This window comes from Streptomyces sp. NPDC001668 (assembly GCF_042893155.1).
Lineage (GTDB): Bacteria > Actinomycetota > Actinomycetes > Streptomycetales > Streptomycetaceae > Streptomyces.
This window is the reverse complement of the sequence record NZ_JBIAUQ010000021.1, coordinates 1-23,850: the sequence shown is the minus strand read 5'-3', so window position 1 is coordinate 23,850 and position 23,850 is coordinate 1. Positions and strand designations below refer to the sequence as shown.

At 70.2% G+C, this 23,850-nt stretch carries 22 protein-coding genes; 9 read left to right on the top strand and 13 right to left on the bottom strand.

Translation table 11 applies throughout. From position 1 onward, the window contains the following. Positions 1 to 199 precede the first annotated feature (199 nt). The 8 genes from ACFYZ8_RS40650 to hemL all read right to left on the bottom strand — a co-directional run bounded on the left by ACFYZ8_RS40650 (position 200) and on the right by hemL (position 8,614). Positions 200 to 604, bottom strand: coding sequence for a hypothetical protein (locus ACFYZ8_RS40650; protein ID WP_388541318.1), 405 nt, complete (start codon positions 602 to 604; stop codon positions 200 to 202). A gap of 39 nt (positions 605 to 643) precedes the next feature. Continuing rightward, positions 644 to 1,750 (bottom strand): c-type cytochrome biogenesis protein CcsB, encoded by a 1,107-nt coding sequence (gene ccsB, locus ACFYZ8_RS40645; protein ID WP_359032370.1) that lies wholly within the window; start codon positions 1,748 to 1,750, stop codon positions 644 to 646. Between the two features lie 186 nt (positions 1,751 to 1,936). Then, the gene (locus ACFYZ8_RS40640) at positions 1,937 to 3,673 is read right to left on the bottom strand and encodes a cytochrome c biogenesis protein ResB (protein ID WP_388541315.1); all 1,737 of its coding nucleotides are present in this window, start codon (positions 3,671 to 3,673) and stop codon (positions 1,937 to 1,939) included. A 3-nt stretch (positions 3,674 to 3,676) separates the two neighbouring features. Next, positions 3,677 to 4,450 carry a cytochrome c biogenesis CcdA family protein gene (locus ACFYZ8_RS40635; RefSeq protein WP_388541313.1) on the bottom strand — a complete coding sequence of 258 codons (774 nt, stop codon included), beginning with the start codon at positions 4,448 to 4,450 and terminating at the stop codon, positions 3,677 to 3,679. A 1-nt stretch (position 4,451) separates the two neighbouring features. Further along, on the bottom strand, positions 4,452 to 5,060 hold the full coding sequence (locus ACFYZ8_RS40630) for a TlpA disulfide reductase family protein (protein ID WP_359032373.1): 609 nt from the start codon (positions 5,058 to 5,060) through the stop codon (positions 4,452 to 4,454). Between the two features lie 66 nt (positions 5,061 to 5,126). Next, a complete protein-coding gene (locus ACFYZ8_RS40625) occupies positions 5,127 to 6,434 on the bottom strand; it encodes a hypothetical protein (protein WP_388541310.1) in 1,308 nt (435 codons plus the stop codon). Between the two features lie 174 nt (positions 6,435 to 6,608). Further along, the gene (locus tag ACFYZ8_RS40620; RefSeq protein ID WP_388541307.1) at positions 6,609 to 7,298 is read right to left on the bottom strand and encodes a histidine phosphatase family protein; all 690 of its coding nucleotides are present in this window, start codon (positions 7,296 to 7,298) and stop codon (positions 6,609 to 6,611) included. Beyond that, positions 7,295 to 8,614 (bottom strand): glutamate-1-semialdehyde 2,1-aminomutase, encoded by a 1,320-nt coding sequence (gene hemL, locus ACFYZ8_RS40615; protein WP_388541304.1) that lies wholly within the window; start codon positions 8,612 to 8,614, stop codon positions 7,295 to 7,297. The genes ACFYZ8_RS40620 and hemL overlap by 4 nt, the downstream gene beginning before the upstream one ends. Positions 8,615 to 8,917: 303 nt before the next feature. Here hemL and ACFYZ8_RS40610 point away from each other — a divergent pair, with 303 nt between their 5' ends. Then, entirely contained in the window at positions 8,918 to 9,565 is a 648-nt protein-coding gene (locus ACFYZ8_RS40610; RefSeq protein WP_359032377.1) for a hypothetical protein, read from the top strand. A gap of 85 nt (positions 9,566 to 9,650) precedes the next feature. Here ACFYZ8_RS40610 and ACFYZ8_RS40605 read toward each other — a convergent pair whose 3' ends face one another. The 3 genes from ACFYZ8_RS40605 to ACFYZ8_RS40595 form a co-directional block, all read right to left on the bottom strand. Continuing rightward, on the bottom strand, positions 9,651 to 10,001 hold the full coding sequence (locus tag ACFYZ8_RS40605; RefSeq protein ID WP_388541301.1) for a VOC family protein: 351 nt from the start codon (positions 9,999 to 10,001) through the stop codon (positions 9,651 to 9,653). Positions 10,002 to 10,241: 240 nt separating this feature from the next. Next, entirely contained in the window at positions 10,242 to 10,535 is a 294-nt protein-coding gene (locus tag ACFYZ8_RS40600) for a putative quinol monooxygenase (protein WP_388541298.1), read from the bottom strand. A 15-nt stretch (positions 10,536 to 10,550) separates the two neighbouring features. Then, a complete protein-coding gene (locus tag ACFYZ8_RS40595; RefSeq protein WP_388541295.1) occupies positions 10,551 to 13,112 on the bottom strand; it encodes a GH32 C-terminal domain-containing protein in 2,562 nt (853 codons plus the stop codon). A gap of 403 nt (positions 13,113 to 13,515) precedes the next feature. On the opposite strand from ACFYZ8_RS40595, the gene ACFYZ8_RS40590 reads away from it, so the two are divergent. The 5 genes from ACFYZ8_RS40590 to ACFYZ8_RS40570 all read left to right on the top strand — a co-directional run bounded on the left by ACFYZ8_RS40590 (position 13,516) and on the right by ACFYZ8_RS40570 (position 18,207). Further along, on the top strand, positions 13,516 to 14,535 hold the full coding sequence (locus ACFYZ8_RS40590; RefSeq protein ID WP_359032381.1) for a sugar ABC transporter substrate-binding protein: 1,020 nt from the start codon (positions 13,516 to 13,518) through the stop codon (positions 14,533 to 14,535). A 131-nt stretch (positions 14,536 to 14,666) separates the two neighbouring features. Continuing rightward, complete coding sequence (locus ACFYZ8_RS40585) at positions 14,667 to 15,680, top strand: ABC transporter permease (protein WP_007383866.1); 1,014 nt, start codon at positions 14,667 to 14,669, stop codon at positions 15,678 to 15,680. Continuing rightward, positions 15,677 to 16,513, top strand: a complete 837-nt coding sequence (locus tag ACFYZ8_RS40580) for an ATP-binding cassette domain-containing protein (RefSeq protein ID WP_355747826.1) — start codon at positions 15,677 to 15,679, stop codon at positions 16,511 to 16,513. The genes ACFYZ8_RS40585 and ACFYZ8_RS40580 overlap by 4 nt, the downstream gene beginning before the upstream one ends. Further along, a complete protein-coding gene (locus tag ACFYZ8_RS40575; RefSeq protein ID WP_359032398.1) occupies positions 16,473 to 17,621 on the top strand; it encodes a LacI family DNA-binding transcriptional regulator in 1,149 nt (382 codons plus the stop codon). The genes ACFYZ8_RS40580 and ACFYZ8_RS40575 overlap by 41 nt, the downstream gene beginning before the upstream one ends. Before the next feature lie 34 nt (positions 17,622 to 17,655). Next, positions 17,656 to 18,207 carry an NADPH-dependent FMN reductase gene (locus ACFYZ8_RS40570; protein ID WP_359032382.1) on the top strand — a complete coding sequence of 184 codons (552 nt, stop codon included), beginning with the start codon at positions 17,656 to 17,658 and terminating at the stop codon, positions 18,205 to 18,207. A gap of 49 nt (positions 18,208 to 18,256) precedes the next feature. On the opposite strand, the gene ACFYZ8_RS40565 is transcribed toward ACFYZ8_RS40570, so the two are convergent. Together ACFYZ8_RS40565 and ACFYZ8_RS40560 are read right to left on the bottom strand one after the other, a co-directional pair. Continuing rightward, positions 18,257 to 19,303: a CU044_5270 family protein gene (locus tag ACFYZ8_RS40565; RefSeq protein WP_388541290.1), complete on the bottom strand. Its 1,047-nt coding sequence runs from the start codon at positions 19,301 to 19,303 to the stop codon at positions 18,257 to 18,259. Beyond that, positions 19,300 to 19,938, bottom strand: a complete 639-nt coding sequence (locus ACFYZ8_RS40560) for an RNA polymerase sigma factor (RefSeq protein WP_359032384.1) — start codon at positions 19,936 to 19,938, stop codon at positions 19,300 to 19,302. The genes ACFYZ8_RS40565 and ACFYZ8_RS40560 overlap by 4 nt, the downstream gene beginning before the upstream one ends. 149 nt (positions 19,939 to 20,087) lie before the next feature. Here ACFYZ8_RS40560 and ACFYZ8_RS40555 point away from each other — a divergent pair, with 149 nt between their 5' ends. The 3 genes from ACFYZ8_RS40555 to ACFYZ8_RS40545 are packed head-to-tail and all read left to right on the top strand — an operon-like array spanning position 20,088 to position 23,702. Further along, positions 20,088 to 21,431: an MFS transporter gene (locus ACFYZ8_RS40555; RefSeq protein WP_359032385.1), complete on the top strand. Its 1,344-nt coding sequence runs from the start codon at positions 20,088 to 20,090 to the stop codon at positions 21,429 to 21,431. Beyond that, positions 21,428 to 22,801, top strand: coding sequence for an alpha/beta hydrolase family protein (locus tag ACFYZ8_RS40550; protein WP_388541287.1), 1,374 nt, complete (start codon positions 21,428 to 21,430; stop codon positions 22,799 to 22,801). The genes ACFYZ8_RS40555 and ACFYZ8_RS40550 overlap by 4 nt, the downstream gene beginning before the upstream one ends. A gap of 52 nt (positions 22,802 to 22,853) precedes the next feature. Next, positions 22,854 to 23,702 (top strand): PaaX family transcriptional regulator C-terminal domain-containing protein, encoded by an 849-nt coding sequence (locus ACFYZ8_RS40545; RefSeq protein ID WP_388541285.1) that lies wholly within the window; start codon positions 22,854 to 22,856, stop codon positions 23,700 to 23,702. Positions 23,703 to 23,850 lie beyond the last annotated feature (148 nt).

The following is a 23,850-nucleotide window of genomic DNA, read 5'->3' as shown; positions in this document are numbered from 1 at the left end:
GACCGGTCACCGGGCACTTCCACATCTGGGGCGACGGGACCGACACCAACGGCGCGACCCGGTTCTGGGGCTGTCACCAGAGGTTCACCGTGCCGGTCCACCGGGACCCGCCCCACGGCGCGGTGCCGTGCGCGGAGGGCTGGGCGCACACGAGCGGCGGACTCGCGTCACGCGGACGGGCATGCGCGGAGGCGCACTGCTAGGACTCCCACCGCGCGACCAGCCGCTCGAACCGGGCCCGCCACGCGGGCTCGGTCTCGCCTTCCCCCTCGTACTCGTGCGTGAAGCGCAGTACGGCCCCGTCGCCCCCGTCCCGCTCCAGATGGAACCGGACCCGGCCGCCCCGCTGCAGCGTGTACTCGGCGACCCGGTCCACGTCCCACGCGGTGACCTGCCCCTCCCCCAGCCCCGGCCCCGGCAGCACCACCTCGCCGCCGAGCCGCGGTTCGAGCGCCGTCGGCCCGGTCCACCAGGCCGCGAGCCCCTCCACGGTCGCGACCGCCGGCCAGACCGTCTCCATGGACACCGGCAGCCGCACCAGGAAGTGCAGGATGCGGGTGCCGCCGTGGGTCTGGCTGGTGCCCTGTTCGACGGAACCGGTCATGACTCCAGGGTGGCCCGGAGCCGGGCGTTTCGCACGTGATCAGACGCCGGCGTAGGAGTGCTTGCCGGAGACGAAGATGTTGACGCCGTAGTAGTTGAACAGCCAGCAGCCGAAGGCGACCATCGCGAGGTAGGCGGCCTTGCGGCCCTTCCAGCCGGCGGTGGCGCGGGCGTGCAGGTAGCAGGCGTAGGCGACCCAGGTGATGAAGGACCAGGTCTCCTTGGGGTCCCAGCCCCAGTAGCGGCCCCACGCGTCGCCCGCCCAGATCGCGCCCGCGATGATCGTGAACGTCCACAGCGGGAAGACGGCCGCGTTGACGCGGTAGGCGAACTTGTCGAGGCTCGCGGAGGCCGGCAGCCGGTCCAGGACGGAGTTCGCGAAGCGGCCGGGGGTGCCGCCGGACGCGATCTTGTTCTCGTAGCTGTCCTTGAAGAGGTACAGGATCGTGGCGACCGCGCCCACGTAGAACACGGCGCCGCAGAAGATCGCGGTGGAGACGTGGATGTACAGCCAGTACGAGTGAAGGGCGGGAACCAACTGGTCGCTGGCGGTGTACAGGACAGTGACGGCGAGGCCCAGATCGAGGAGGACCGTGGTGACCAGGAACAGCCCGAGCCAGCGCACGTTCTTCTTCAGGGCCAGCAGCCCCAGGTACACGGCGACGGCCACCGTGGAGAAGGTGATGTTGAACTCGTACATGTTGCCCCAGGGCGCCCGCTCCACCGAGGCCGCGCGGGCGACCACCCCGCCGAGCTCCACGAGGAAGGCGAGCACCGTGAGGGAGATGGCGATACGCCCGTAGAGGTCGCCCTGCTCGTCCCCGCCGTGCGCCCCGGGCCCGTCGGGCACGTCACGCGACCCCGCCGCCGACCGCACCACGACCTGCGGCCGCTCCAGTACGGCGGTGCTGCCGCCCTGGTTCACGGTGACGGCGGGCGCCTTGCCCTTGGCCTTGGTCTTCGTGTCGGCGGTGAGCGCGGCGGCGGTCCGGCCGACCTTGCTGCGGCTGCCGAGGAGCCATTCGGCGATGTACGCGAAGAAGGCCAGGGTGTAGACGGCCATCGACGAGTAGATCAGCGTGTTGCTGATGTTGGCGAGGTGCTCGTTGGTGGCGGTGGCCAACTCGGTTGCGGCGGCGTAAGTCACCTCAACACTCCTTCGGGTGAATGTCCCGGCGACTTGCTGTCGGGCGGTGAGGGATGCGGGAAGCTCGGCGTCGTGTTACGGGGCTGGTTTCAACCCGGCTGGCGTTGATCGTGGAAGACCCGGAGGTCCGCTGGTCCATAGGGCGGCGAGAGCCAGGAATCTCCCCTGTTCCGCGTGGGAGAGGACTCAATTCTCAGCCCCTTCGGCAGACGCGGCGCCGGAGTCGGACACACCGTCCGGCTCCGCCTCCGTGGCCTCGGACAGGCTGGGAACCTGGTCGAAAAGAACACCCGCCAGTTCGCCCAGCTCCTCCGGCACCTTCGCCGACTCGCTGCGGCCCAGGCCGGCCATCTCCACGACCGTCACCCCGTCTGCGCCCTTCACCGCCCGCACCCACACCCGGCGGCGCTGGATGAACAGGGACGCGGCGAGGCCGAAGATCGCGGTGAGGGCGCCGGCGAGGGCCCAGCCGCTGGCGGGCTGCTGGACGACCTGGAAGTTCGCCCACTGCCTGGTGCTCTCGTAGGTGATGGACCCGGCGCCGTTCGGGAGCCGCATGGTCTGGCCGGGCTTCAGGTTGTCCCTGAGCTCCTGGCCCTTGGCGTCCTTGAAGTCCTTCACATGCGACTTGTCGAGCTGGTACACGCTCTGCGGGATGCCAGAGTTCACGCCGAGGTCGCCGTGGTACGGCGTGAGGTTGAGGACCGGGTTGTTCAGCGCGGGGAAGGTGGAGGCCGTCTCGCTGCCCTTTGTGTAGGTGGGCAGGAAGAACGCCGAGATGCCCAGCTGCTCGCTGACGCCCTTGGCGTTCCGGTAGCCGTCGAGCACCTTGATGACACCGGTGGAGGTGACGTTGGAGTCCAGCGGCAGCATCGCGACCGCGTCGTGGAAGACGACGTTGCCCTTGCCGTCCCGCACGGTGATGAGGGGGGCGTAGCCGTGGGCCGTGAGGTAGACCTTGGCGTCGCCGATCTCCAGCGGCTCGTTGACCTTGACGAGGGTCTTGTGGTCCTTGCCGTAGGCGCCCTTGCTGTAGGTGATGGCGGCCTGGTAGAGGCGCGGGGTGCCCGTGTTGGGGCCGCTGGTCTCGTAGGTTCCGGTGAACTTGTTCAGGGTGAAGCTGAACGGCACCAGGTCGTCGGTGCTGAAGAGGTTGCCGGACTTGAAGTCGTCGTAGGAGATGAGGGTGTTGGAGAAGCCGTCGCCCTCGACGACCAGCTTGTTGCCCTCGGACTTGAAGAGCTGGCCCCAGGCGAAGGCGGTCAGCATCACGATCAGCGCGATGTGGAAGGCGAGGTTGCCGACCTCGCGCAGATAGCCCTTCTCACCGGCGACGTTGTCCCCGGCGAGGTGGGCGCGGAAGCGCTTCTTCCTCAGCAGGGCAAGGGCGGCCTCGCGGACCTGCTCCGGTTCGGCCTCGGTGCGCCAGGTGGTGTAGGCGGGCAGCCGGGTCAGCCGCTTGGGGGCGCCCGGCGGGCGGCTGCGCAGCTGTCCGACGAACTGCCAGGTGCGGGGCACGATGCAGCCGATGAGGGAGACGAACAGCAGGATGTAGATCGCGGAGAACCACACCGAGCTGTAGACGTGGAAGAGGCCGAGCTTGTCGTAGACGTCCCCGAGGGTGGGGTTGTTCTTGACGAAGTCGGCGACCTTCGTGGCGTCGGTACCGGTCTGCGGGATCAGCGAGCCGGGGATCGCGCCGAGCGCCACCAGCAGGAGCAGCTGCAGCGCGACCCGCATGGAGGTCAGCTGGCGCCAGAACCAGCGGGCCCAGCCGATCACCCCGAGGGTGGGCATGCTCAGGCTCTCCGCGGGCGCGGTGGACAGCTGGGAGCCGGCGGCGCCGAGGTCCTGGTCGCCGGCGGGAGCGTCGGGCGCGGGCGCGTCCGGGGCGTCGGAGGCGGCGGGTGTGGTCTTGCTCATGGATCAGATCCCCACAGTGAAGCCGGCGGACCAGGACTGGACGTCCTGCACAAGGCGGTCCCACGCGCCGGTCAGCAGCAGCAGCCCGGTCACGATCATCATGGTGCCGCCGATGCGCATGACCCAGACGTAGTGGCGCTTGACCCAGCCGAAGGCGCCGAGCGCCTTGCGGAAGGCGACCGCGGCGAGCACGAAGGGCACGCCGAGGCCGAGGCAGTAGGCGACGGTCAGTATGGCACCGCGGCCCGCGCTGCCCTGCTGGGAGGACAGGGCGATCACAGAGGCGAGGGTCGGGCCGATGCAGGGGGTCCAGCCGATGCCGAACAACGCGCCGAGCAGCGGGGCGCCGAGCAGGCCCATGGCGGGCTTGTTGTGGAAGCGGAACTCCCGCTGGGTCATCCAGGGCATCAGGCCCATGAAGAAGACGCCCATGAGGATCATGAGCACGCCCAGCACCTTGGAGAGCACGCCCTGTTTCTCCTGGAGCGTCTGCCCGAAGTAGCCGAACAGCGCCCCGCTGGAGACGAACACCGCGGTGAAGCCGAGCACGAACAGGGAGGCGCCCGCGACCATCCGGCCGCGCCGGGCCTCGGCCAGATCGGTGCCGGTGACTCCGGTGACGTACGACAGATAGCCGGGGACGAGCGGCAGGACGCAGGGCGAGAAGAAGGAGACGAGGCCGCCGAGGACCGCGATGGGCAGGGCGACGAGCAACGCGCCGTTGAGGACGGTGCCGTTGTAGCCGGTGTCGGCGGCGAGCGTGACGACGGCGCTCACGTCACTTCTCCGCGAGGACCGGGTCGATCATCTTGCGCAGCTTGCTCTCGCTGAGCGCGGCCAGCGAGCGGGCGGCGATCTTGCCGTCCCGGTCGATGACGAGCGTGGAGGGCACGGCCTGCGGGTTCAGGGTGCCCTTGCTGAAGCGGAGCATCAGCTTGCCCGTCGGGTCGTACAGGCTGGGGAAGGTGATGCCCATGTCCTTCTCGAAGGCGCGGGCGTTCTGGACGCTGGTGTCGCGGGTGTTGACGCCCACGAACTGCACGTCCTTGTCCTTGAGGTCCTTGTGGACCGCTTCCAGGTTGGGTGCCTCGGCCCGGCAGGGGGCGCACCAGGAGCCCCATATGTTCAGGACCACGACCTTGCCCTTGTAGTCGGCGACGTCGAGCCGGCCCCCGTCGACGGTCTTGCCGGACAGGTCGGGGGCGGTGCCCCGGTCTCCCTGCTTGGCGGTCGAGATGCCGTCCGCGCCCATGATGAAGTTGGTGTCGCCGCCTCCGCCCGAGGTGCCGCCCGAGCTGCAGGCGGACAGGGTCAGCGCCGCGGCTGCGGCACCCGCGCTGAGCAGGGCGGTACGGACTCGGGAGCGGCTACGGCTGGCGGCACTCATGTGAAAAGTTTCGCATGCCCGTTCCGGGGATCTTTGGCACCCCCCTTGCGGGCGGAAACCCGCATTTCAGGCAGCGTTTGAGGAGGCCGTCGAGGAGGGGGTGCCGGAGGAGTTGCCGGAGGGCGTCGAGGAGCCCTTGAGGAAGGTCTTCCAGCCACCGGCCGGCGCCTGGCCGACGTCGAGCGTCCGCAGCCGCGCGAGCACCTCCGGCTTCTGTACGTCCATCCAGTCGACGAACTGCCGGAAGGAGACCATGCGCACGTCCGCGCCCTTCTCCTTCTCCCGCGCGATGTGGGTGAGGGCCTGTTCGACGGCGTCCATGTAGATGCCGCCGTTCCAGTGCTCGAAGTGGTTGCCGACGAAGAAGGGGGCGCGGTTGGTCTCGTAGGCCCGCTGGAAGCCGGCGATGTAGGCCCCGGCGGACTGCTCGCGCCAGGCCGGGTAGTTGTGGGCGGGCGCGTTGGTGGAGTTGACCGACTGGTTGGCGAGCATGTTGTAGTCCATGGACAGGACCTCGAAGCCGCGGCCGGGGAAAGGTACCGCCTGCAGGGGCAGGTCCCAGATGCCGTTCTTCTTCTCGGGCCAGATCTGGCGGCCGCCGGGCGAGGAGGCGTCGTAGCGCCAGCCGAGTTCGCGGGCGGTGGGCAGCAGGTTGTTCTGGCCGAGCAGGCAGGGGGTGCGGCCGCCGACGAGCTCCTTGTCGTAGTCGAAGGGCAGGGCGGGCAGGTCGGTCCAGCCGGTGTTGGTGCGCCACTCCTTGACGAAAGCTTTCGCCTGCTGGATCTCCGAGCGCCACTGGGCCGGTGTCCAGTTGCCGACGGTGCCGTAGCCGGAGCAGAAGTGGCCGTTGAAGTGGGTGCCGATCTCGTGCCCCTCCAGCCAGGCGCGACGGATGTTCGTCAGGGTCGCCCTGACGTGCTCGTCGGTGAGGTAGCCGATGTCGGAGGCACCGCGCGGGTTGTTCGGAGGGTCGTAGAGCCGCTTCTTCGACTCGGGCAGCAGATACAGCCCGGAGAGGAAGAAGGTCATGTGCGCGTCGTGCTGCTTGGCGAGGTCGAGGAAGCGCGGGAAGAGGCCGTTGCCGACCTCTCCGGCGCCGTCCCAGGAGAAGACGACGAACTGCGGCGGGGTCTGCCCGGGCTCCAGCGGCACCGGCCTGCCGGGCTGGTGGGGCTGCTTGCCGGTGAAGGAGGTGGAGCCGTCACCGATGGGGCGGGCGGTGGGCGCCGGCTTCTTGCCGGGCGTGGAGCCGGCGCCGTGGGTCACCCCGTCCGAGCCGTCGGCCCCGGTGAGGGTTCCGCACCCCGACAGTCCTACGGCGGCCGCGGCGCCCGCGCCCAGGCCTATCGCTCCCCTTCGGGTGAGAGAGTGCATGCTTCCCCGATTCGTCACGTTCTCCGGTGGTCACCCAGTCAGAGGACGTGACGAAGGAGCGGGTTCCGGCACTTTTTCCGGATTCGGTAACAGAGACGCGCCCCACAGGGGCGCGGGGAACTGCGCGACCAGCCACGACGGACCGACAGTTCCCCACGGCCCCCAGCGGAGCGGCTACGCCCCGAACGCCTTGGACTTGCCCTTCACCGGCTTGGCCCCGGCACGAAGATGCACCGGCACCAGATCGATCGCGGGCTCGCTGTACCCCACGGACACGATCCGGTCGCCCTGATACGTGAAGGACGTCAAAGACGCCAGCGTGCACTGCCGCTTGCGCGGGTCGTGCCACAGCCGCCGCTTCTCGACGTAGGACCGCACGATCCAGATCGGCAGCTGATGGCTGACCAGCACCGCCTCGTGCCCCCGCGCCCGGTCCCGCGCGGCGTCCAGCGCGCCCTTCATCCGGACGACCTGGTCGACGTACGGCTCGCCCCACGACGGCTTGAAGGGGTTGACGAGGTGCTTCCAGTTGTCCGGGTTCTTCAGCGCCCCGTCACCGACGCCGAAGGTCTTGCCCTGGAAGACGTTCTCGGCCTCGATGAGCCGCTCGTCGGTCGCGATGTCGAGGCCGTGCGCCTTGGCGATCGGCGTGGCGGTCTCCTGCGCCCGCTCCAGCGGGGAGGCGCAGACGTAGGTGACGTCCCGGGGGGCGAGGTGCTCGGCGACCCGGTCGGCCATCTGCCGCCCGAGCTCGGAGAGGTGGTAGCCCGCGAGCCGGCCGTACAGCACCCCGTCGGGGTTGGCGACCTCGCCGTGCCGCATGAGGTGGACGACGGTGATGTCGCTGTTGGTCGAGGTGCTCATGCCGCTGTGGCCTCCGCCGCCGCTCGGGCCGCCGCCGGAAGGGCGTCGGCGATGCGCTGAACCGCCTGCTCGTCGTGGGCCGTGGAGACGAACCACGACTCGAAGGAGGACGGCGGCAGGTAGACGCCGTTCTCCAGGAGGGAGTGGAAGAACGCGGTGAACCGGAAGGACTCCTGCGCCTTGGCGTCCTCGTAGCTGCGCACCGGCCGGTCGGTGAAGAACACCGAGAACATGTTGGAGGCGTTCTGCACGGTGTGCGCGACGCCTTCCTTGCCGAGCGCCTCGGAGACCAGCGACTGGATCTGCTCGGAGACGGCGTCGACCTTGACGTAGGCGGCGTCGTCGAGCAGCCGCAGCTGGGCGAGGCCGGCGGCGGTGGCGACGGGGTTCCCGGAGAGGGTGCCGGCCTGGTAGACGGGCCCGGCGGGGGCGAGGTGCGCCATGACATCGGCGCGGCCACCGAAGGCGGCGGCGGGGAACCCGCCACCCATGACCTTCCCGAAGGTCATCAGGTCGGGCCTGACCCCGTCGATGCCGTACCAGCCACTGCGGCTGGTCCGGAACCCGGTCATGACCTCGTCGGAGATGTAGAGGGCGCCGTTCTGCGCGCAGGCGTCCTTGAGCCCCTGGTTGAACCCGGGCAGGGGCGGCACGACGCCCATGTTGCCGGGCGAGGCCTCGGTGATCACGCAGGCGATCTCGCCGGGGTGCCGGTGGAAGGCCTCGTGGACGGCTTCGAGATCGTTGTACGGCAGCACGATCGTGTCGCCGGCCTGGGCACCGGTGACGCCGGGGGTGTCGGGCAGCGCGAAGGTGGCCACTCCGCTGCCGGCCGCGGCGAGCAGCGAGTCGACGTGACCGTGGTAACACCCGGCGAACTTGATGACCTTGGTGCGCCGGGTGAAGCCGCGGGCGAGCCGGATCGCGGACATCGTGGCCTCGGTCCCGCTGGAGACGAGCCGCACCTGGTCGACGGGCTCGACCCGGGCGACGATCTCCTCGGCGAGCGCGACCTCGCCCTCACCCGGGGTACCGAAGGAGGTGCCCTTCGACACCGTCTCCTGGACGGCGGCGATGACCTCGGGGTGCGAGTGCCCGAGGATCATGGGACCCCAGGAGCAGACGAGGTCGACGTACTCCCGGCCGTCGGCGTCCGTCAGATAGGGCCCGGTGCCGGACACCATGAAGCGGGGGGTACCCCCTACGGCTCGGAAGGCGCGGACCGGGGAGTTCACGCCGCCGGGCGTGACGGCGGACGCGCGGTCGAACAGGGCCTGCGAGACAGGCGCATCGTACGAATAGGGCAGTTCACTCATATCCTGCGACTTCTCCGACCTTCTCCGGTGTGTTCGGCTTTCTCGGACTCCGTTGCCGGTGACTACCTCAGGGTAGGCCAGCCCTCGAAACCTCCCGGCGCCCCGCGATCTGCGAAACTGGATGCAGATACACACAGCTCACGGAGACGATGGCACGCGGCCGGTTGTTCAGGGGCTGCGAAGATCCTGCGGACAGGTGTTTCAACGCACGTTTCGGCGGGCGGCCGTGGGGGAGGTCACTGACACGATGATCGGGTTGCGCGGCGGGGGCCACGCGTCCTAGAAAAGCAGTCGGGTGGAGATATGCATCGCGGTGGCGGACTGGGCGAGGGGACTGATGACCTGGGTCCTCGACGTGCCCGGCGGGGAAGGCACCGGCGCGAGGCGGAGGAGGCGGCGGAGACACGTCAGGGGCGCGCTGCCTCGGGCACCCCGGATGAGTCGGAACGCGACGAGCGACGTATCGAACGTCGGATCGATCCGTTGAGGGCGGGAAGCAGGAATGGTGGTCGGGTGGGGGTGACGTACAAGTACTTCGGCGCGCCCGACGGCGCGACCGCGGCCCGCGTGCCGATCTCGATGCGACCCGAGGAACTCGGCGGCGACGAGCTCGGCATGAACGGCATGTTCACCAAGATCAAGCCGGAGACCATGGCGGCGATGGTCCTCACCGGCATCGAGGGCGTCCCCCTCTACAAGGTCCCCCCGCTCGAACTGGTCGTCCTGCACCCCGACTACGCGGTGGTCAAGCTCCCCATGACGGTCGTGGACCCCTTGCGCGGCATAGGCGAGGAAGCGGTCGGCGCGGCGGCGTTCATCTGGTCGACGGTCCCGGACCGGGGCGGCCCGAGGGACGCGTTCAATGTCTACCAGCTCCTGCACGAGTGGCAGGACTTCAGCCACCGGTTGCATGAGGCGGGGCATCAGCCGTATTGCCTTGTGTGGCCGTGAGCTGGGGTTTCGGGCGTTTCAGTGGTTAGGGGCGGGGTTCTCGGACCCCGCCTTTGTCATGCGCGGGGGCCCTGGTGCTGTGGGATCACAGGCCGTTGGCGAGAGGATGCAGCGGTTCGTACAGCGGGAGTTCGGCGCCGCTGGGGAGTCGGATCGCCGTCAGTTTGCCCCAGCGCTGTTCGCTGACCGGGCGGGTGATCTCGACGCCCTTGGCGCGGAACTCGCCCAGCTGGGAATCGAGGTCGTCGCACATCAGGTAGAACTCGTGCTGGGGCGGGCCGTCGGTCGGGTGTACGGCGACTTCGGCCGGGGGCAGCTTGAAGATGAGCCAGCCGCCGCCCGCGTCGACGCCGGGAAAGCCGAGGACGTCACGGATGAAGGCGCGGTCCGCCTCCGCGTCCTGGCTGTAGAGGATGACATGCGCACCGCTGATCATGGCTGGCTCCTGCCCATCGACGTGCCGGCGGACGTGTCCCCGGCATCCTGGCACGCCAAGGCCAAGAAGGTCTTCGACCGGGTCCGATGACACGGCGACTGCGCCGAATGACACCGGACAGCGCGAGCGGCGGGGACACGACCGACGGGGTCACCGCCGGAACGGCATCCCCGCCACGGACGTATCGGCATCCCGGTCACCGCCGGATCGCCACCCCCGCCACCCGCACCGCCGCCCCGGTCAGGTCACCGGGTCGAGAAACGTCAGGACGGAGGCGTCCTCCTCGATGAGCGGGGTGAGCGCGGCGTTGAAGGGGCCGCCGTACGGGGCGTTCAGGTGTGCCTGGAAGGCGTCCTCGTCCCGGTACACCTCGAAGATCCAGAAGGCGCGCGGGTGCGAGGCCTTGGTGTAGACGTCGAAGACGAGGTTGCCCTCCTCCGCGCGCACCTTCTCGGCATACTCCACGATCATGCGGGCGACCTCGTCCTGCGCTCCCTCACGGGCGGTGAACTCGGCGAGCAGGGTCTTTTTCACGGTTTCGTGTCCTTGTCAGTCGCGGTAGGAGCCGAGGTGCCGGACGCTTGCCCGGTCCAGGCTCACCGAGCCGTTCTCGGCGAAGACCCGCACCCCCTGGCTGTCGGGGTCGGGGAAGATCTGGTCGGTGATCACGGCCTCGCCGCTGCCGCCGAAGACCTCGACGGAGGACCAGTCGACGAGGATCCGCAGTGTGACCTTGCCGTCGACGGCCTTGAGCGGGGCCCGCTGGACGCCGGGGAAGGCCGGGCTGAAGTCCGAGGCGCCGGAGCGGGTGCGGTCGACGTACAACTCCCCGGTCGTGGTGTCGTAGCCGATGACGGTCTCCTCGCCCCCGGCGCCGGTGCGCACCTTGAGCCCGAAGCGTTCGGCGTCCCGGAGGGAGAACGTGGCCTCGATGTCGAGCGCGCTGCCCTGCGCGTTCGGGCCGATCAGGGGCTGTGAGGTACTGGTGACGGTGACGCCGGCCGCCGTCGCCGCGCTCCCCTCGCGCAGGGACGCCAGGGTCGCCACCGGCTCGCTGGTCAGCCTGACGCGGCCGTCCACGGTGCGCAGGGCCATCCGCCGCGGGACGCTCTGCGCGCCGCGCCAGGGCGAGGTCGGGACGGCGCCGCCGTACTCCCAGTCGTTCATCCAGCCGATCATGTACCGCTCGCCGCCCGGGACGCCCTCCCAGGAGACGGCGGCGTAGTAGTCCTTGCCGTAGTCGGCCCAGTCGGCGCGCTGCACTGCGGACTTGGCGGGAGCGGCCGCGGTGGTGAACCCGTCGGCCATGATGTGGCCCCAGCCGCCGGTGTTGTTGTCGACGATCTGGATCCGCGCCTGCTTGCCCGCGTAGGGGCGCAGGTCGAAGGAGGCCCAGTCCAGGGTCTCGCTGTCGGAGCCGGTGGCGCTGCGGACGACCTGGCCGTCGACGAGCAGGTTGACGGAGGTCTCCCGGGAGACGGGCAGGGCCCGGGTGTCGGACAGCACGATGTGGTCGACGTTGAGGTGGCCCCAGCCGCCGGTGTTGTCGTCGACGATCCGGATCCGCGCCTTCTTCCCCGCGAGGTCGCGCACGTCCCAGGAGTCCCAGTTCAGCGCTTCGGTGTCGCTGCCGGTGGCGCTGCGCACGACCTGGCCGTCGACGAGGAGTTCCACCGCGGTGGGGTGGTCCGAGCCGGCCGGGTGGTTGCCGCCGCCGACGAGGAAGTCGACGTAGTCCTTGTCGAGGGTGAACTCGGGCGAGGTGAGGGTGCCGGTGCCGGCGTCGCCGCCGCGGAAGGTGTTGACCAGGCCGTCACCCAGCCAGCCGGTGACCTCCTGCTGACCGGGGAGGGTGCCGGTGGCCGGTGCGGTGCCGAAGGCGTCGCCGGTCGGCGTCCAGTCGCCGTAGGTGCCGCCCTCGAAGTCGGCGAGGACCGTCCCCTCGGGCGGGGCTCCGCGTTCCAGAACGGTGCCGGCCTGGTGCGGGTGGTTGCCGCCGCCGACCTTGAAGTTCAGGTAGGGGCTCTCGACCGTGAAAGGCTGAGAGGTGAGCGTTCCGGTCGTGGCGTCGCCGCCGTGGAAGCTGTCGGCGAAGCCCTTGCCGTCGTATCCGGTGACCGCCGACTGTCCGTCCAGCGCGCCGGTCGCCGGTGCCGCGCCGAACGCCGTCCCGGTGGCCGTCCAGGTGCCGAAGCCGGTGCCCTCGAAGTCCTGGACCACCGTGCCGGCGGGCGGGGTGTAGGCACCCTTGTCGTCGGCGGTGAACGTCCGGCCGTCGAAGTCGCCCACGAAGTACTGGGCGCCCGAACCCCCGGCGATGCCACCGGGGTTGATGTTGACGACGAGGACCCACTTGGTCTTCTTCTTGTCGCCGTCGACCGCGAGCGGGAACAGGTCGGGGCACTCCCACACACCGCCCGTGGCGCCCGCGGGCCCGAACTCGCTGAGCAGGCTCCAGTCCTTGAGGTTCTTGGACGAGTAGAACCGCACCTTGTGCTCGGCGGACAGCGACACCGTCATCAGCCAGCTCCGGGTGGGCGCGTACCACTGCACCTTCGGGTCGCGGAAGTCCTTCGAGCCGATGTCGATGACCGGATTGCCCTGGTACTTGGTCCAGGTACGGCCGCGGTCGGTGCTGTAGGCGAGCGACTGGGCCTGCGTGCCGGTGCTCTTGTCGAGGCTGGTGTAGATCGCCACCATGGGCGGGTTCGTCTTCGTGCCGAACCCGGTGGTGTTGTCCCGGTCGACGACCGCGCTGCCGGAGAACACCATCTCCTTGTCGTCGTGCGACAGGGCGAGCGGCAGCTCCTTCCAGTGCACGAGGTCCGTGCTCACCGCGTGCCCCCAGGACATGTCTCCCCAGGAGTTGCCGTTCGGGTTGTACTGGTAGAAGAGGTGGTATTCGCCCTGGTAGTACACGAGTCCGTTGGGGTCGTTCATCCAGTTCTGCTGCGGCGTGTAGTGGAACTGGGGGCGGTAGGTCTCGGTGTACGGCGGGGTGCCGACCGCGACGGCCCGCGGGGCGAGCGGGGTCGCGGACAGGGCGCACACGGTCGCCGCCGCGGCGATCATCCGGGTACGGGCATGCCGGGACACACGTCCAGATCTCATGGGGTCTCCTGTGCGGGGGCACGACTGTGCGGGGGGGGCACGAGGGCGCTGGGACACGACTGAGCTGGGGTACGAGGGCGCTGGGACACGACGCCGACACGCCGACGGGACGCCGACGAGCCGATGTCATCGTTGACTTGTGTCATCGCTGACATCGGACGGCCCCGATGATGGCCGCAGTCCGTGCACCCCGTCAACGGGCGGGCACGAAACGGGCGGCAACTGCCACCGTTGCGGACTTGTGACGCGCAGGGGGCATTGACGTTGCCGGGAGACGGGGTCATCATCCTCGGCAGTGTCAACGATGACATAAGTCAACGATGACACCAGGGGGACGGCATGCTCCGCTGCCGCCGCTCGTACGCAATCCCGCCGCTCGCCCGCGATCCCGCTGGAGTCGTTCATGTCTCGCACCCCTCGACTGCCCTCCTCCCTGCTCAGAGCCGCCGCGTGCACCTCGGTCGCGGCCCTCGCCCTGACGGCCTGCGGTTCCGGATCCGGATCGGGCACCGTCGGCTCGGGTTCGGGCGGCAGCGTCAAGGTCGGTCTGATCACCAAGACCGACACCAACCCGTTCTTCGTGAAGATGAAGGAGGGCGCGGAGAAGGCCGCCAAGGAGAACGGCGCCCAGCTCATGACCGCGGCGGGCAAGTTCGACGGCGACAACGCCGGCCAGGTCACCGCCATCGAGAACATGGTCGCGGCCGGGGTGAAGGGCATCCTGATCACCCCGAGCGACTCCAAGGCGATCGTGCCCGCGATCGCGAAGGCCAAGGCGAAGGGCGTGCTGGTCATCGCCCTGGACACGCCGACCGAGCCGGAGAGCGCGGTCGACGCCCTCTTCGCCACCGACAACCTCAAGGCCGGCGAGCTGATCGGCGAGTACGCCAAGGCCGCCATGAAGGGCAAGACGGCGAAGATCGCCGCCCTCGACCTCGCGCCGGGTGTCTCCGTCGGCGTCCAGCGGCACAACGGGTTCCTCAAGGGCTTCGGCGCTTCCGAGAAGGACGTGGCGTGCGCCCAGGACACGGGTGGCGACCAGGCCAAGGGCCAGACGGCGATGGAGAACTGCCTCCAGAAGAACCCCGACATCAACCTCGTCTACACCATCAACGAGCCGGCCGCCCTGGGCGCGTACACCGCGCTGAAGGCCAAGGGCCGCGAGAAGGACGTCCTGATCGTCTCCGTCGACGGCGGCTGCACCGGCACCCAGGCCGTCAAGGACGGGAAGATCGCCGCGACTTCGCAGCAGTACCCGCTGAAGATGGCCGCCGAGGGCGTCAAGGCCGTGGTGACGTACGCCAAGGACGGCAAGAAGGCGTCCGGTTACACCGACACCGGCGTCACCCTGATCACCGACAAGGCCCAGGCCGGCGTCGCCTCCAAGGACACCGCCTTCGGCCTGGAGAACTGCTGGGGCTGAGGCCGGCCCCAGGGACCGTACGACATCGCCTCTCCCCGAGCGGGGCGGTCGGCCCCGCTCCTCCCCGACCCGGGGACGGCCGCCTCCCCTGTCCTCCCACCAGGACTTCTGTCTTCCGACAAGGACTTCGCATGACCGCCACGTCCACGCCTCCGAGCACCTCCTCGCCGTACGCCGAACTCAAAGCGCCGACCACGGCCCGCAGGCTGCTCACGGCGCCGACCACCGGCCCGCTGGTCGCCCTTCTGCTCGCCTGTGTCTTCTTCGCCGTCTCGTCCGACCAGTTCCTCACCGGCGGGAACTTCTCGCTGATCGTGCAGCAGGTCATGGTCGTCGGCACCCTCGCCATCGGCCAGACCCTGATCATCCTCACCGCGGGCATCGACCTGTCGTGCGGCGCGGTGATGGCGTTCGGCAGCATCGTGATCGCCAAGATGGCCGCCGAGGGCTCGCTGCCGCCGCTCGTCGCCATCGCGCTGGGACTGGTGGTCTGCGGCGGATTCGGGCTGCTGAACGGGCTGTTGGTGCAGAAGATCCCGCTGCCGCCGTTCATCGTCACCCTCGGCATGCTCAACGTGGCGTTCGCGCTGACCCACATCTACTCCGAGGAGCAGACGGTCACCAACCTGCCCGGCCCGCTCACGGCTCTCGGGCAGACCTTCCCGATGGGCCACACCGACATCACCTACGGCTCCCTCGTCACCATCGGCCTGTTCCTGCTCCTCGCCTACGCGTTGAGCAGCACCGGCTGGGGCCGGCACGTCTACGCCCTGGGCAACAGCCAGGAAGCCGCGCGGCTCAACGGCATCCGCACCTCCCGGCTGACCATCGGCGTCTACACCGTCGCCGGTCTCCTCTACGGTGTCGCCGCCCTGCTCCTCATCTCCCGCACCGGAGTCGGCGACCCGCAGGCAGGCCAGACCGACAACCTGGACAGCATCACCGCCGTGGTCCTCGGCGGCACCAGCCTCTTCGGCGGCCGGGGCTCGGTGCTCGGCACCTTCATCGGCGTCCTCATCGTCGGGGTCTTCCGCAACGGGCTCCAGCTGATGGGCGTCGCCTCCATCTACCAGACCCTGATCACCGGTGTGCTGGTGATCCTCGCGGTGACCGTCGACCAGATCTCCCGGAAGAAGGCCCGATGAGCGCCCTCGCCTCCCCCACCCCCGTCCTCCAGGCCCGCGGTCTCGTCAAGCGCTACGGCCAGGTCACCGCCATCGACGGCGCCGACTTCGACCTGCTGCCCGGCGAGGTGCTCGCCGTCATCGGCGACAACGGCGCCGGAAAGACCAGCCTCATCAAGGCGCTCACCGGCGCGGTGACACCCGACGCGGGCGAGATCCGCCTCAACGGCGAGCCCATCCAGTTCTCCGGCCCGCAAAGTGCCCGTGCCCACGGCATCGAGACGGTCTATCAGGACCTCGCCGTGGCCGCGTCGATGGACATCGCCTCGAACGTGTTCCTCGGGCGGGAGCTGCGGCGCCCCGGTGTCCTCGGGAGCGTGTTCCGGATGCTCGACAAGAAGCGCATGCGCCAGGAGGCCGCCGAGCACATGGCCGACCTGAAGATCGGGCTGCGCTCGCTGACCCAGGCCGTCGAGACCCTCTCCGGGGGCCAGCGGCAGGCCGTGGCCGTCGCCCGCTCCGTCGCCTGGGCCCGCAGCGTCGTCGTCATGGACGAACCCACCGCCGCGCTCGGCGTCAAGGAGTCCGGACAGGTCCTCGACCTCATCCGCCGGGTCCGGGACAAGGGCATGCCGGTCGTCCTGATCAGCCACAACATGCCGCACGTCTTCGAGATCGCGGACCGGATCCACGTCCACCGGCTGGGCCGGCGAGCCGCCCTCATCAAGCCCTCCGACTACTCCATGGCGGAGGTCGTCGCCATCATGACCGGCGCCCTCACCGTGGATGAGGCCGGAGGTACTGTCGTAGCGGATTCCGAGGCCGCGAAGGCCGCGGGCGTCCAGGCCACCTGACCACAGCACTCGACACTCGACGGCATCCGGCCGAGGCCGCGGCCGGACCCGACGAGCACAGGAGACGGTTTCCTCCATGGCAGCGAACCGCCGCCCGACCCTGGCCGACGTCGCCCGCGAAGTGGGCGTCAGCGCCAAGACGGTCTCCCGCGTACTCAACGAGGACGGACCCGCGTCGGCCGAGACCAGGGAACAGGTGCTCGCCGCCGTGGCCAAGCTCGGCTTCCAGCCGAACCTCATGGCGCGCAACATCCGCGTGGGCGGGCCCGACACCACCATCGGTCTGGTCATCCCCGATCTCGGCAACCCGTTCTTCGGAGCGGTGGCCCGCAGTATCGAGGACACGGTCCGCGACCGCGGACTGACCCTGCTCATGGGCTCCTCCGCGGACGACCCGGACCGGGAACGCGCCCTGACGGACAAGTTCCTGGCCCGCCGGGTCAGCATCCTGCTGGTCGTGCCGTCCGTCGGCGCCGACCACTCCCACCTGAAGACCCACCGCGCCACGGGCCTGCCGGTGGTGTTCATCGACCGTCCTGGAGTGGGCCTGGCCGCCGACAGCGTCGTCAGCTCCAACCGCACCGGCGCCCACGACGGAGTCGCCCACCTGATCGCCCACGGCCACCGGCGCATCGGCTTCGTCGGCGACCTGCCGGTCAAGCTCTACACCCGCCGGGAGCGGTTCACCGGATACCGCGAGGCCCTTGACGAGGCCGGTCTCCCCTACGACCGTTCCCTGGTCACCAACGCCCATGACCAGCAGGGCGCTTCGGCCGCGACCGCCCAACTCCTCGCCCTGGCCGATCCCCCCACCGCCCTGTTCGCCGGCAACAACATCGTCGCCCTGGGGATAGTCGCCGAACTCGCCCGCAGCAGGCGCAAGGACGTCGCCGTCGTCTCCTTCGACGACGTCCCGCTCGCCGAGGCGCTCGAACCGGCACTGACCGTCGTCGCCCAGGCCCCCGAGGAGATCGGCAGGACAACGGCGACCACGGCGCTGTCCCGCCTCGACGGCGACCGCACCCGGGCCCGGACCATCACGGTGCCGACGCGGCTGATCGTACGGGGCTCGGGCGAGCGGCCCGCCCCGTCGTTGCAGCGAGCCTGACCCGACCCCCACCCCCGGGACGTAGGTTGGGCGGATGACGACGAAGCCGCCGGAGATCCTTTTGCTGTCGGGGAGCCTGCGCAAGAACTCCACCAACGAGGCCATGCTGCGCACCGCGCGGGCCGTGGCACCGTCCGCGCGGGTGGCCACCGTGCGCTACGACGGTCTGGGCGGGCTTCCGCACTTCAACCCCGACGACGACACCGACCCGCTGCCCGCCCCGGTGACCGGCCTGCGGGCGGCGATCGAGCGGGCGGACGCGATCCTGGTCTGCGCCCCGGAGTACGCGGGCACTCTGCCGGGCTCGTTCAAGAACCTGCTGGACTGGACGGTCGGCGGCACCGAGATCAGCGACAAGCCGGTGGCCTGGATCAACGCCGCCGCCCCGGGCCGCGGCCAGGGCGCGGAGGCGACGCTGCGGACGGTCCTCGGCTACACCGGCGCCCACATCGTCGACGCGGCCTGCGCCCAGCTCCCCGTGGACCGGGCCACCGTCGACAGCGAGGGCCTCGTCACCGACCCGGAGGTGCGCCACCGACTCGGCGAGATCCTCCGCCTGTTGGCGCGGGCCTCCACACGGGGGTGAGAGCACCGAGCCTGCTGCCGGGCGCGCTGCACCGCGCCCGGCACCCCCCTCAGCCGTCCTGTCCCGGCACCTCCTTCAGCTCGTCGACGACCGCCCGCCGGGTGATCGCGATGGTGAAGGTCACCGTCCCCTTCTTGAAGGTCCCGTCCGGCTCGACCTGGACAGTGCGCTCGCCCAGGAACGCGTAGGTCTTCTTGTCGAAGATCCACTCCGTGCGCTGCCCGTTCTGTTCGTCGAGCCGCGCGACGGCGACCCCGTGGCGCCCCACCGCGTCGACCGCGTCGTCCACCGCGACGACGCCGGGGATCTCGGCGGCGGCCTCGTAGAGGGCGGCGGTGAGGTCGGCGGGCGGGTAGCTCTCGATCAGCAGGTCGCCGATGGCGACGAAGGCGGCCTGGTCGCGGGGGACTTCGGGATCCCTGTTGGCGTCCGACTCCTGGTAGATCTTCCGCAGCAGGGCCCGGGGTTCGGTGGGCAGCTGGGCGAGCCGGTGGTAGGCCGAGCGGAGCGGGTTCGGTCCGGCCAGGGTGACGCCGTCCTCGCTCGTGTTGCCCGGCTCGATGAGCCAGCCGTTCCGGCCGTCGGGGGACTGCCAGACCTGACGGGAGTGCAACTTCTCGCTGACCACCGTGGTCTTGTCGTCGACGGTCTTGGGGTAGGTGTTGGCGACCTTGGACGCGATGTAGAGGAACTGGTCGTCGCGCACGGCGGGTTCGGAGGTGTCCGCGGCGGCCAGCGAGATGTGGTCGAGCAGCCGTTCGGCGCCCCGGGCGTCGGCGGCGCCGACCCGGGTGGTCAGCGCGGGCCCGGTGGCCAGGGCGGTGTTCCCGTCCCCGCCGCCGGTCAGGGCGAGACCGCCCACCACCGCGCCGGCCAGGGCACAGGCGAGCGCGGGCAGCAGGACCGTCCGGCGCAGGAACGGGTTGCGGCGCGCGGGGACTACAGGGGTCGTACGCAGGTCTTCGCGGATCTGGGCCATCAACTGCTCCTTGTGGAACTGGTGGCGGCCCGCCGGCAGATCCCGCTCCACGGAGGGCAGCAGACTCTGGGTCTCCGTCCACTCGGCCGGGTGCGGCTGGGAGGGGCTGGCGTTCATCGGTTTCCTTCCTGTGCGGACCGGATCACGTACTCGCGATCACCTGTTATCTGCCGGTTTGCTCCGCCGAGTTCCCGTCTTTTTCGGGCCAGTTCGACCTCCGCCAGCTTCCGCAGCCGGCCGCGGGCCCGGGACAGCCGGGAGCGGACGGTCCCGACGGGAACACCCAGGGCCCTGGCCGCGTCGGCGTACTCCAGCCCCTCCCACAGACACAGCACCAGCACCTCGCGTTCGGGGCGCCGCAGCGAGGCGAGCGCGGTCAGTGTGGCGGCGATCCGGCGCCGGTCGTCCACCCGCCCGGCGATCTCCTCCGCGTGGTCGGCGACCTCCGCGACGCCCGCCGAGGCCGCCGCGCTCGCCGCGGCCCGGTAACGCCGGTTGCCGCGCCCGTGGGAGCGGGAGACGTTCGTGGCGATGCCGAGCAGCCAGGGCCGCAGCGAACCGCCCTCGGCCTCGATGGAGTCCCGGCGCCGCCAGGCCTCCATGAAGGTCGCCGACATGACGTCCTCGGCCACGGACCAGTCGGCGGTCAGCCGGAAGGCGTGGTTGTACACCGAGCGGGCGCACGCGTCGTAGAGCTCCGCGAAGGCGTCCGGATCCCCGGCCCGTATCCGGGTTCGCATATCTGTGGTCACGCACTCAACTGCCCGACGAGATCACCGAGTTCCAGTGACACAGGTCACACTCTCCTGTCACGACCCTATCAATGTTGTGCACTTTCTTGACGGCAGTCACCAGAGAGCCTAATTTCGCGGTGTCCTTCCCCCGCTCAAGGGAGAGCGCGATGCCCCCGTCCCCCAGCGCATCAGAACGCACCCGCCAACTCCGCCGAGTCGCCCTCTCGGGCCTGCTCGGCACCGCCGTCGAGTTCTACGACTTCCTCGTCTACGGCACCGTCGCCGCGCTCGTCTTCGGTGAACTGTTCTTCCCCGGCGCCGACCCGGCCGTCGGCACGATCGCCGCGTTCGGCACCTTCGCCGCCGGATACGTGGCCCGCCCGATCGGCGGCGTCGTCTTCGGGCACTTCGGCGACCGCCTCGGCCGCAAGAACATGCTGCTGCTCACCATGGGCCTGATGGGCGGCGCCAGCTTCCTCATCGGCCTGCTGCCCACGTACGACACCATCGGCGTCTGGGCACCGGTCCTGCTGATCACCCTGCGCGTCGTCCAGGGCATCGCCATCGGCGGTGAATGGGGCGGCGCCACGCTCATGGTCGTCGAGCACGCGGGCGAGAAGCGCCGCGGACTGTGGTCCAGCTTCACGCAGATGGGAGCCCCGCTCGGCTCCCTGATCTCCGCCGCCGTCGTCGCGATGGTCTCCACCCTCCCCAAGGACCAGTTCGCGGCCTGGGGCTGGCGGGTGCCGTTCCTGGTGAGCGTGCTGCTGCTCGGCGTCGGCCTGTTCGTCCGCCTCAAGGTGGTCGAGAGCCCGCTGTTCGCCGAGGTGAAGAAGGACCGCGCGGAGTCCCGGCTGCCGATCCTCGACGTACTCAAGCGCCCCCGCCCCGTCCTGCTGGCCTGCGGCGTGGGCATCGGCGCCTTCACCGCCCAGTCCCTGCTGACCAGTTACCTGATCGCGTACGCCACCGGCATCGGCCATCCCCGCCCGCAGGTGCTCACCGCGCTCACCGTCTCCGCCGCGACCGCCCTGGTGGTGCTGCCCTGCGCGTCCGCGCTCTCCGACCGGATCGGCCGCCGCCCGGTCGTCCTCACCGGCGCGATCCTGTCCGCCGCCACCGCCTTCCCCGTCCTCGCGCTGGTCGACTCCAAGTCGTCCGGAGCCCTGATCCTGGCCGTCGTCATCGGCCACGGCATCTCCCAGTCGCTGATGTACGGCCCGCTCGGCGCCCTGTTCAGCGAGATGTTCGGCACCAAGGTCCGCTACACCGGCGCCTCCCTCGGCTACCAGGGCGCGACCCTCGTCGGCGCGGGCTTCTCCCCCCTGATCGCCGGAAGCCTGGTCGCGAGCAGCGGCAACGGCACCCCCGTCGCCCTCCTCCTCTGCGGAGGCTCCCTGATCACCGCACTGACGGTGTGGTTCGTGCGCGAGACGAGCCGTACGTCACTCGGCGACGACCCCACCCCCGGACTCCCCACCACCCCCCACACGGAGGAGATCACCGCATGAGGCACAGCACCCGCATCGCCTGCACGGCTGCCTTCCTGCTCACCCTCACCGCCGCCCCCGCCGCCACGGCGGCGACCACCACCGACCCGACCCACGTGGACGGCCAACTCCCCTCCGGCGCCACGTACATGATGGACGTTCCCACCACCTGGAACGGCACCGTCCTCCTCTTCAGCCACGGCTACAACGGCGGCCCCGCCAACCCCGCCCAGGACGCCCCGGACGCCGCCACCAAGTCCGTTCTCCTCCAGCAGGGTTACGCCCTCATCGGCTCCTCGTACGCCAGCACCGGCTGGGCGGTCACCGACGCGGTCCCCGACCAGATGGCCACCCTGAAGACCTTCACCGACCGCTTCGGCCAGGCCTCCCGCACCATCGCCTGGGGACGGTCGTACGGCGGCCTGGTCACCACCGCGATCGCCGAGCGCCACCCGGACGAGATCGACGGCTCACTCTCCATGTGCGGCCTGGTCCACGGCGGCGTGGCCAACTGGAACAACACCCTGGACCCGGTCTTCGCCCTCAAGACACTCCTGGGCTCCGACGTCCCCCTGGTGAACCTCCCGACCCAGCAGGCCGCCACCGACGCTGCGAACACCCTCACCACCACGGTCGACTCCGCCCAGACCACGCCCGAGGGCCGCGCCCGCATAGCCCTCGCGGCAGCCCTCCACAACATCCCGGTCTGGAACGCCCCCACCCAGACCCGCCCCGCCACGACCGACTGGGACGCCCAGCAGGCCAACCAGTACGACGCCGTCAAGGGCCTGCTGAAGATCGCCGCCTTCAACCGGCGCCAGGAGGCCGAGGTCCGGGCGGGCGGCAACATGTCCTGGAACACCGGCGTCGACTACACCCGCCTGCTCGCCGAGTCCTCCGTCCGCAAGGAGGTCACCGAGCTCTACAAGAAGGCCGGCCTCTCCCTGACCAAGGACCTGGCGGCCCTCAACAGGGCCCCGCGCATCAAGGCTGACCAGAAGGCCGTGACGTGGATGAGCAGCACAAGCTCCTTCACCGGCCGCCTGACCAAGCCCCAGCTCGACATCCACACCATCGGCGACCCCCTGGTCCCCGTCCAGACGGAGAGCGCGCTGAAGCGGGCGGTCACGGCGGCCGGTTCCAGCAACCTGCTCCGCCAGGCGTACGTCGACAACGCCGGCCACTGCACCTTCAGCACCGCCGAACAACTGGCCGCCCTCCACACCCTGGAGGACCGCCTGACCACCGGCAGCTGGCAGGGCACCGACCCGGCGTCCCTCAACGCCCGCGCCACCGCGGCCGACCCCACCACTCCCACCCGCTATGTCACGTACCGCCCCACCCCCTACCTGCGCCCGTACGACCTTGCCCACCCCGCCGACCGCCGTTGACCTCGTACGACCGCCTGCCGCACGGTCGGCGGGCGGTCGTACTCTTGCCCCCGTGGAGGACGACGACATCCTGGACACAGCGGACGGGCCGCAGCCGCGCCCGCAGTCGCTCATGCTCACCTTCTTCGGCAACCACGTCCTGGAGGAGGGGGACCTGGGCGTCTACTCGGGCAGCATCATCGACGTCCTGGGCCGCGTGGGCGTGGGTGAACAGGCCGTGCGCTCCACCCTCACCCGCATGGTCAACCGGGGCCTGCTCCAGCGGCAGCGCGAGGGCCGCAAGATGTTCTTCGGCCTGACCCCGCAGGCCACCCGCGTCCTGATCGACGGCCGCACCCGCATCTGGAAGCAGGGCGCGGTCAACGACGACTGGGACGGCTCCTGGACCCTGCTCGGCTTCTCCCTGCCCGACTCCTGGAAACGCCAGCGCCATGACCTGCGCTCCCGCCTGACCTGGTCCGGGTTCGGCGCCCTGTACAGCGGCCTGTGGATCGCCCCCGGCCGACTGGACGTCTCCACGGTGGTCACCGACCTCGGCCTCACCGCCCACGTCAAGATCTTCCACGCCACGGCCGCCGAGGTGACCGACATCGAGCAGATGATCCGCGACACCTGGGACCTGGAGTCCATCGCCGCCCGCTACGTCGCCTTCGACAAACGCTGGACCGCCCACCTGGGCAACGGCACCGACGACGACCCCATCGGCACCCGTCTCCGCCTGGTCAGCGACTGGCTCGACACCATCCGCACGGACCCGAGACTCCCGTCCCGCCACCTCCCCCCGGCCTGGCCGGCCCGCCCCGCCCAGGAAACCTTCCACCGAGTCGCAGCCCAGACCCACCCGGCCCTGGAGGCGGCCCGCAACACCCTGGAGACGATCGAGTTGCGCCAGCAGTCGTAGAGGACGCCTACGGGGGTGCCGGGTGCTGTCGTCGGGCGGGTGCGGGCCGGTGGGGGCTGGTCGCGCAGTTCCCCGCGGGGCCGCTGCGCTGGGCTTGGGCGGGGCGCCTATGGGGGTGCCGGGTGCGGTTGTCGGGTGGGTGCGGGCC